Origin of the sequence: Bacillus sp. S4 (assembly GCF_040838205.1) — a bacterium.
GTDB lineage: Bacteria > Bacillota > Bacilli > Bacillales > Bacillaceae_G > Bacillus_A > Bacillus_A cereus_U.
The window spans coordinates 1-6,008 of sequence record NZ_JBFPJI010000205.1 but is presented as its reverse complement, the minus strand read 5'-3'; the positions used below and the strand labels follow the sequence as shown (position 1 = coordinate 6,008).

Here is a 6,008-nt window from a genome sequence, read left to right as displayed (position 1 = left end):
CAAAGGGATAGTAATACTTTGCTTACAAATGTTGATTTATCAGCCTTTTTGTTATATTTTCACCTTACTGAAATGTACAGTAATGATATTGTAAAATATCGTCTATAATTGATAACCTATCGTAAAGTAATTTGACCATATTTAACCACTTTGTTACGATAAAAAGGAAATTTAAGTAAGGAGGATGATGTAATATTAAAAAATGGTTTATTATTGCGTTAATTAGCATTGCGGTTAGCTGGACTATTATCGATCACTTCCTATTAGACAACAAAGAAGATATAGCTTCAAAATCAAACACCCCAGTTGGAACTGAAGTTGGCAATGTTGCCCTCAATTTCCTTCTGGAAACAACCACTGGTCAAGAAGTTCGCCTTACAGACTATAAAGGAAAAAAAGTAATATTGAATTTTTGGGCAAGCTGGTGTGGTCCATGCAAAATAGAAATGCCTGATATGGAAAAGTTTTATCATGATACTAAAGATATGGGGATTGAAATTGTCGCTGTAAATGCGACAGCTACTGAAAAAGACCCGAACAATGTAAAACAATTTCTTGAAGAAAACAAATATACCTTCCCCGTCCTATTAGATCAGAAAGGACAGGCAAGTGCCGCATATCAAATCATCAGCATTCCAACATCTTTTGTCATCGATACAAACGGTGTCATTCAATATAAGCATGTAGGACCAATGACATATGAAAAAATGAAAGAATATGTAAATAATTTATAAAAGCGTATTCAAATCAATTTGATTACGCTTTTTGTCTACTTTATGAACAAAATGTTACTTTTAACACTATTATGGAATAATTATACTTTTTCACGTTGACAATAGTGTTGAAGGAGAATATACTAAGCATGTAAGTTGATTGTGAATAGTTTCACAAATAATGTGAATTTCTTCACATATAAATAGATAGGAGTTGTCATCATTATGAGTACTTGGACACAAATTTATGACCCGTTAAACAACATTTGGTTATCTGCACTAATCGCAGCACTTCCAATCTTCTGTTTCATCATTTGTTTAATGGGACTCAAAATGAAAAGTTACATCGCTGGGCTTTATAGTGTGATCGTCGCTATTATTCTTGCTATATTTGTTTATAAAATGCCCGCAACTGTAGCTCTAGCATCTGCCGGATTCGGTGTTTTATCTGGATTTTATCCAATTTGTACTATCGTTATCGCAGCCATTTTCCTTTACAAATTAACTGTTAAAACAGAGCAATTCAACATAATTCGCGATAGTATTTCAAGCATTACAAATGATCAACGTTTACAAGTATTATTAATCGCTTATTCTTTCGGTGCTTTCTTAGAAGGTGCAGCTGGTCTAGGGGTTCCAGTTGCTATTACAGCTGCATTACTTGTAGGTATGGGCTTTAATCCATTAAAAGCAGCCGGTATTTGTTTAGTAGCTAACATCGCTGGTGGTGCTATGGGTGCTATGGGTATCCCAGTTACAGTACCTGCACAATTAACTCAATTAGACGCATTAACTATAGGTCGTCAAACTGTTCATATTTTACCATTCATTAGCATTATTTTACCTTTCTTACTTGTTTCAATGGTCGATGGAATTAAAGGTATTAAAGAAACTTGGCAAGGTATTCTTGTAAGTGGTGTCTCTTTCGCCATTACTCAGTTCCTTGTAACTTACTTCTTAGGTGCAGAACTTACTAATATTTTCGCAGCCGTTGTAAGTATGGTCTCTCTTGCATTATTCTTACGTGTTTGGCAGCCAAAATCTTCTGCTAAAGAAGAAAAACAAGAAGAAAAAGAATCTCATACATTCAATCAAATTTTATATGCTTGGTCTCCATTCGTATTCTTAACTGCATTCGTAACAATCTTTAATTTAAAACCGATTAAAGCTTTATTTGCTCCGGATGGTCCATTGGCAAACTTAGTATTTAACATTCAGTTCCCTGGTCTTCATAATGCGGTTATGAAAACTGCACCAATTACAAAAGCTGATACACCTTTCGCAGCGATTTTCAAATTCGATGTATTCTCTTCTACAACTACTGCGATCGTACTAGCAATTATCGTTTCACTTATCGTTTACCGCGTAAAAGGTAAAATGGTTAAAGAACTAATGATTGAAACAATGAAAGAACTAAAAGCTCCAGTATATACAATTTGTAGCGTTATCGCTTTAGCTTACGTAGAGAACTACTCTGGTATGTCATCTACACTTGGACTTGCATTCTCTTCTACTGGTAATGCATTCCCAGTTCTTTCTCCAATCTTAGGATGGATTGGCGTATTCATTACAGGATCAGTAGTATCAAGTGGTTCATTATTCGCACCACTTCAAGCAGTAACTGCAGATCAATTAAACATCGTTCCTTCTACACTCGTTGCATTAAACGTAGTAGGTGGTACAATGGCAAAAATGGTTTCACCACAATCTGTAGCAGTTGCTTGTGCAGCAGTTGGACTAGTTGGTCAAGAATCTGCCTTATTTAAAACAGCAATGAAATACAGTTTAATCTTCTTAGCTGTTATTAGCTTACTTCAATTAAACGCTGTATTTAATATCTTCTAAAAAAAAGCACCGATCCAAATGGATCGGTGCTTTTTACATTACATTTTTTTATTCTTTAATAAAGAAGCACCAGCAATTTCAGGATGCGTCATTTCGTATGGATCCAAAATAATATCAAGCTCTTCTGCTGTAAGTACACCATGTTCTAAACATAGCTCCCTAACAGATTTTCCTGTCGCAATTGCTTCACGTGCAATGCGAGAAGCTGCTTCATAACCAATATGAGGGTTCACTGCTGTAATAACTCCAACACTTTTTTCAACATATTGCTTAAGCAACTCTTCATTCGCTGTAATTCCTTTAATACAATATTCACGGAATACACGGAATCCATTGTTCATAATACTGATGGATTGAATTAAATTAAATACTAATACCGGCTCCATTACATTTAACTCTAATTGTCCAGCTTCTGACGCTAAGCAAATGGTATGGTCATTTCCAATTACTTGGAAAGCAACTTGGTTAATTACTTCTGCCATAACTGGATTTACTTTACCCGGCATAATAGATGAACCTGGTTGACGAGCTGGTAATTGGATTTCCGCCAATCCAACACGTGGACCAGACGCCATAATACGAAGGTCATTTGCAATTTTAGACATATTCATCATACATACTTTTAGTGCTGCAGATACTTCTGTATACGCATCTGTGTTTTGCGTCGCATCAACTAAGTGCTCTGCACCAACAAGAGGGAAACCACTAAAAGTTCGTAAATGCTTCACAACTTGTTCTATATAAGTAGGGTTTGCATTTAATCCCGTACCGACAGCTGTCGCACCCATATTAACTTCGTATAAATGTTGACGAGACTGTTTAATTCTTTTTATATCACGCTCTAGCACTCTGCTATATGCTTCGAATTCTTGCCCAAGGCGAATTGGAACTGCATCTTGCAAATGTGTACGCCCCATTTTAATAACGTGATCAAACTCTTTTGCTTTATCATGAAAAGCAGAGTGAAGTTCTTCCATTGTAACAAGAAGTTCTTCTAGCATCATAAGAGTTGCAATATGAATCCCAGTTGGGAACGCATCGTTTGTTGATTGGGCCATGTTCACATGAGTGTTTGGACTAATTTTCGCATATTCACCTTTTTCGTATCCCATACGTTCTAACGCTCTATTAGCAATTACTTCATTAGTATTCATATTAATTGAAGTACCTGCTCCGCCCTGAATTGGGTCTACAATAAATTGATCATGGAACTTTCCATCCATAATCTCTTGTGCCGCTTCTGCAATTTCTTGCCCGATATCTTTAGCTAAGTAACCTGTATCTATATTCGCAAGCGCTGCCGCTTTCTTTACAATTGCCATTGCCGTAATGAGTGACGGATGAATGCGGTATCCTGTAATAGGAAAGTTTTCTACGGCACGTAATGTTTGTACACCATAATAAGCTACACTCGGTACTTCTTTTTCACCTAAAAAATCTTTTTCTATACGTATATCCTTCGTTGCTATCATTTTTCATCACCTATACTTTTCATTCTAAATCCTTATCTAAAGAATTCGCCCTATAAAATACGAGTATCATTAAAAGAATTCTTCAGTATCCACCTTCACTATATAGCAGCCTTTTTGAAAGCGCAAACATTTATTTTTCTATATATACTTTTTATTAAAGTTTATATAATAGAAAATCCATTCATTCTTCTACTTTCTTTATTTCAACTCGCTTAATTTGATGCATATCCTTTTCAAGAACTTTAAAAGAAAAGCCGTGTTTCTCAATAATATCCCCCTCAGCAACGATTTGCTTTTGTACCATAATCCAACCACCAATTGTATCAACATCATCAGCGACCAAATGTATGCCAAATAAATCATTTACTTCGCTAATAAGCACTTTCCCCTCTACAATTTTACACACTTCACTTATATGTTCTATAGGTGGATGCTCATCTTCATCGTATTCATCTCGGATTTCTCCAACAATTTCTTCTAAAATATCTTCCAATGTAACAATCCCTGCTGTGCCACCATATTCATCATATAATACAGCTAATGGAATGCGCCTTCTTTGCATTTGCAATAATAAATCATGGATTGCGATATTTTCTAACACTTCAATAACTGGACGTGTATATGGTGTAATCGAACACTCTTCATCTCGATTACCATCCATATAACGAATAAATAAGTCCTTTACATTAACCATCCCAATAATTTCATCTTTATCTTCACCAAATACTGGATATCTCGTATATTTTTCTTGTGCGATTACTTTAATATGTGTCTCAAAAGGCTCATCTTCATATAAACCAACAACTTCAGTACGAGGTACCATGATTTCCTTTGCTACCCTGTTATCAAATTCAAAGATGTTATTTACATATTTAAATTCAGTTTGATTAATCTCGCCACTTTCATAACTCTCAGACAAGATTAATCTTAGTTCCTCCTCAGAATGCGCAACTTCATGTTCAGAAGCCGGATGTAAACCAAATAAGCCTGTCACAAATCGCGCAGAGCCATTTAAAGCCCAAATAAATGGATACATAACTCGGTAAAAATAAATAATGGGCTTTGATAATAATAAGCTAACTTGCTCTGCTTTTTGGATTGCAAAAGTCTTTGGAGCGAGTTCACCAATTACAACATGTAAAAACGTAATAACTGCAAATGCAATAATAAATGAAACTGTACTTGCAATTGCAGGAGATAAATCCAATTTTAAAAACAGCGGTTCGAGTAAATGTTTAATCGTCGGTTCTCCTAACCACCCGAGCCCTAAAGCAGTAATCGTAATTCCTAACTGACATGCCGATAAATACTCATCTAAATTTGAAGTTACTTTTTTAGCTGCCAATGCGCCTCGTCTTTTTTCACTAACAAGTTGATCGATACGACTGCTACGCACCTTTATAATTGCAAACTCTACAGCTACAAAGAAACCTGTTAGCGCAATAAGAACAGCTACCATCAATAATTTTAAAATATCCACATATGTCCTTTAGCTTTTCTTAGCTAAAGTTACACCTCCTTTAAATAAAGAAGTTTCACTTTAGTTTCTTCATTTACTTGAAAGCAACCCTATATAAAATTCACCAATTTTCAGCCCTCATACAATTCTAATGGCAAACCGTCAGGATCTTGGAAAAAGACGAATTTTTTTCCCGTTATCTCATCAACACGTATCAATTCCGTCTCAACATCGCATCGGTTTAAATGTTTAACAGCTTCTTCTATATCAGTAACCGCAAAAGCTAAATGTCTAAGTCCAGCAGCCTCTGGAAAGCTTGCGCGATCAGGCGGACTTGGAAATGAAAATAATTCAATTTGATACTCTCCTCCTACACATAAATCTAACTTATACGAATTTCGTTCCTTTCTATATACTTCATTCTTCACTTTGAAACCTAATATTCGTGTATAAAAATCCTTTGACACTTCATAATTTGAACAAATAATTGCAACGTGATGTACTCTACATATATTCATG

The 6,008-nt window shown here is 35.4% G+C and carries 5 protein-coding genes; 2 read left to right on the top strand and 3 right to left on the bottom strand.

Features of this window, described 5'->3' with window-relative positions:
• The first annotated feature begins 194 nt into the window (after positions 1 to 194).
• Positions 195 to 734: a redoxin domain-containing protein gene (locus AB3X48_RS16350; protein WP_307839164.1), complete on the top strand. Its 540-nt coding sequence runs from the start codon at positions 195 to 197 to the stop codon at positions 732 to 734.
• Between the two features lie 204 nt (positions 735 to 938).
• On the top strand, positions 939 to 2,558 hold the full coding sequence (locus AB3X48_RS16345; protein WP_016103509.1) for a lactate permease LctP family transporter: 1,620 nt from the start codon (positions 939 to 941) through the stop codon (positions 2,556 to 2,558).
• A gap of 38 nt (positions 2,559 to 2,596) precedes the next feature.
• On the opposite strand, the gene aspA is transcribed toward AB3X48_RS16345, so the two are convergent.
• The 3 genes from aspA to gloA2 form a co-directional block, all read right to left on the bottom strand.
• Positions 2,597 to 4,030 (bottom strand): aspartate ammonia-lyase, encoded by a 1,434-nt coding sequence (aspA, locus tag AB3X48_RS16340; protein ID WP_016103508.1) that lies wholly within the window; start codon positions 4,028 to 4,030, stop codon positions 2,597 to 2,599.
• Between the two features lie 181 nt (positions 4,031 to 4,211).
• Positions 4,212 to 5,510 (bottom strand): hemolysin family protein, encoded by a 1,299-nt coding sequence (locus AB3X48_RS16335; RefSeq protein WP_016103507.1) that lies wholly within the window; start codon positions 5,508 to 5,510, stop codon positions 4,212 to 4,214.
• 110 nt (positions 5,511 to 5,620) lie between these two features.
• Positions 5,621 to 6,007: an SMU1112c/YaeR family gloxylase I-like metalloprotein gene (gloA2, locus tag AB3X48_RS16330; protein WP_033710652.1), complete on the bottom strand. Its 387-nt coding sequence runs from the start codon at positions 6,005 to 6,007 to the stop codon at positions 5,621 to 5,623.
• Position 6,008: the final 1 nt, after the last annotated feature.

Coding starts and splice junctions, on each gene's coding strand:
- AB3X48_RS16345 (WP_016103509.1), top strand. CDS start 939: ATGAGTACTTGGACACAAATTTATGACCCGTTAAACAACATTTGGTTA.
- aspA (WP_016103508.1), bottom strand. CDS start 4,030: ATGATAGCAACGAAGGATATACGTATAGAAAAAGATTTTTTAGGTGAA.
- gloA2 (WP_033710652.1), bottom strand. CDS start 6,007: ATGAATATATGTAGAGTACATCACGTTGCAATTATTTGTTCAAATTAT.